At 59.6% G+C, this 2,089-nt stretch carries 3 protein-coding genes and 1 pseudogene; 2 read left to right on the top strand and 2 right to left on the bottom strand.

Annotated elements, in window-relative coordinates:
- The first annotated feature begins 228 nt into the window (after positions 1-228).
- Complete coding sequence (locus DUT91_RS27095; protein ID WP_245420021.1) at positions 229-420, top strand: hypothetical protein; 192 nt, start codon at positions 229-231, stop codon at positions 418-420.
- A gap of 121 nt (positions 421-541) precedes the next feature.
- On the opposite strand, the pseudogene DUT91_RS27660 reads toward DUT91_RS27095, so the two are convergent.
- Both DUT91_RS27660 and DUT91_RS26385 read right to left on the bottom strand, forming a co-directional pair.
- Positions 542-661, bottom strand: a pseudogene (locus DUT91_RS27660) (transposase); the annotation flags it as partial.
- Positions 662-685: 24 nt separating this feature from the next.
- On the bottom strand, positions 686-838 hold the full coding sequence (locus tag DUT91_RS26385; protein WP_200835091.1) for a hypothetical protein: 153 nt from the start codon (positions 836-838) through the stop codon (positions 686-688).
- Positions 839-1,092: 254 nt separating this feature from the next.
- Between DUT91_RS26385 and istB the strand changes: the two genes are divergently transcribed.
- Positions 1,093-1,887: an IS21-like element helper ATPase IstB gene (gene istB, locus DUT91_RS24840; protein ID WP_114443037.1), complete on the top strand. Its 795-nt coding sequence runs from the start codon at positions 1,093-1,095 to the stop codon at positions 1,885-1,887.
- Positions 1,888-2,089 lie beyond the last annotated feature (202 nt).

Genomic DNA, 2,089 nt, shown 5'->3' with positions numbered 1-2,089 from the left:
AGGAGCGGCCCGATCACCGCCCATTCTTCATCCGTCAGTCCTATCCGTTCGCCCAAGGCTGCCTCCAAATGGAAGCCTTGAATCAAAATTCGGTTCCTCAGTCAATCTTTGTCCACGAGCGCTAGATCGTTCACCGGCCCTTTTACCCAGACAAACATTATTCCCGTCCCGCTTCAACTGCATCGTTTGGCGATTCGTGCTAAAATACGCGCCATGGAATCGCTTGGGATGATCATTTTCGAAACGGCCATAGTCGCCTGCGCCATCGCGTGGGGCGAAAAGGGTATCGTCGGCGTTCAACTGCCGGAAGCCGATGCAGCGGCAACGCAGGCGAGGCTGCAAAAACGGGTTCCGCTGGCAGGAGCAGCCGGCTCCCGCTTCCGTCCGGGATGTGATCGACCGCATTGTTGCGCTTCTTAGGAGACCTGTGCGCGGGTAGCGCTTCTGATTTATATTGAGAGGTTTCGGCAGGGCTGCGGCGTTTGAGGCAGCGGCCTTCACTGTCACGCTGCTGCAATGATCTCAGACCGCGTTTGAGGTTGTAGGCGATAGCGGTGAGATGAACCTGGAGGGCGGCCTTGGCCAATCCTCGCCACCGCATGCGACGAAGGCCATAGCTTCGCTTCCAGGTTCCGAAGATCTTCTCGATCCGACCTCTTATCGGTGAATGGGCTGGTCCAGGCCTTCAGACGGGCCTGCGTCTCGGCTTGATGCGCTCCCACATGCCAGTGGCGACAATGCGCATGATCGTCATCGAGACGTTCGGACGGTGGAGGCAGCCGCGCGGACCGCCGAACCCCTCCATGGCCCGGCATGGCAGAACCCAGCCTTCAGCCACAGGCACTCAGCCTGCGGCAACGGATCCGCACACGTCCATGGTGATCATCGACAGACAGAACCGCGCCCAGCCACCCGCCGGGCCGTTAACATCGCGCGGAGGCGCAACAAAGCGGCCTGTCCGCCTCCATCACGGCGCTTCCCGATGACAGCCGTGCTATCGCCGACATCAGCCAAAACTCGAAATCCCCATAGATATCCGCCTGTGGCCCGCGGGTTCCTTCCTCGGGGACTTTCGTACGCCTGCCGGTCGTCATGCGTCATGATCCTGCCAGTGCCGCCGTCGTCATCATGCTGCGTAGCCTGAAGATGCATGGCATGTCCCAAGCCGTCAGTGACCTGATCGAGCAAGGTGCTCCAGCCTTCGATGCAGCCGTGCCGATCCTGTCCCAGTTGCTGAAAGCCGAAATGGCCGAGCGCGAGGTCCGGTCCATCGCCTATCACATGAAGGCTGCCCGCTTCCCGGCCTACAAGGACATCTCCGGATACGACTTCGCCGCCAGCGAGATCAACGAAGCGACGGTGCGCCAATTGCACAGATGCGAGTTCATCGACGGGGCGCAGAATATCGTGCTTGTCGGCGGACCGGGTACAGGCAAAACACATGTGGCGACCGCTCTCGGAGTCCAGGCGATCGAGCATCACCGCCGCAAGGTCCGCTTCTTCTCGACCATCGAACTGGTCAATGCGCTTGAGCAGGAGAAGGCTAAAGGCAAGGCAGGCCAGATCGCTGAGACGCTGGTTCGTCTCGATCTGCTGATCCTCGATGAACTCGGATACCTTCCGTTCAGCGCGTCAGGTGGAGCGCTGCTCTTCCACCTGCTGAGCAAGCTCTATGAGCGCACCAGCGTCATCATCACCACCAACCTCAGCTTCAGCGAATGGGCCACCGTCTTCGGCGACGCGAAGATGACCACCGCTTTGCTCGACCGACTGACCCACCGTTGCCATATCCTGGAAACCGGGAACGACAGCTTCCGCTTCAAAGCCAGCTCGGCCGCAGCAGCCCAAAAGAGAGGAGAAAAAGTGAACCCCTTGACCATATCCTGATCAGAAAACCATACTTAGAGGTGGCTCACTTCTGGGTGGAAAAATGGAGTGCCCCCTCGGGCTGGACCAGCGAGGCGCTTCAAACTAAGCCGCCTGCTGGGCGAGTTGGGTTTCAAATTCTGTTGGCGATCTGTAGCCAAGGGCTGAGTGCAGCCGCCTGGCATTGTAGATCTCCTCGATGAACCTGGGCAAGCGTTCGGCC

This window comes from Paramesorhizobium salinisoli (genome assembly GCF_003335045.1).
In the GTDB taxonomy this organism is placed as follows: domain Bacteria; phylum Pseudomonadota; class Alphaproteobacteria; order Rhizobiales; family Rhizobiaceae; genus Paramesorhizobium; species Paramesorhizobium salinisoli.
This window is presented reverse-complemented; position numbering and strand designations above follow the sequence as displayed.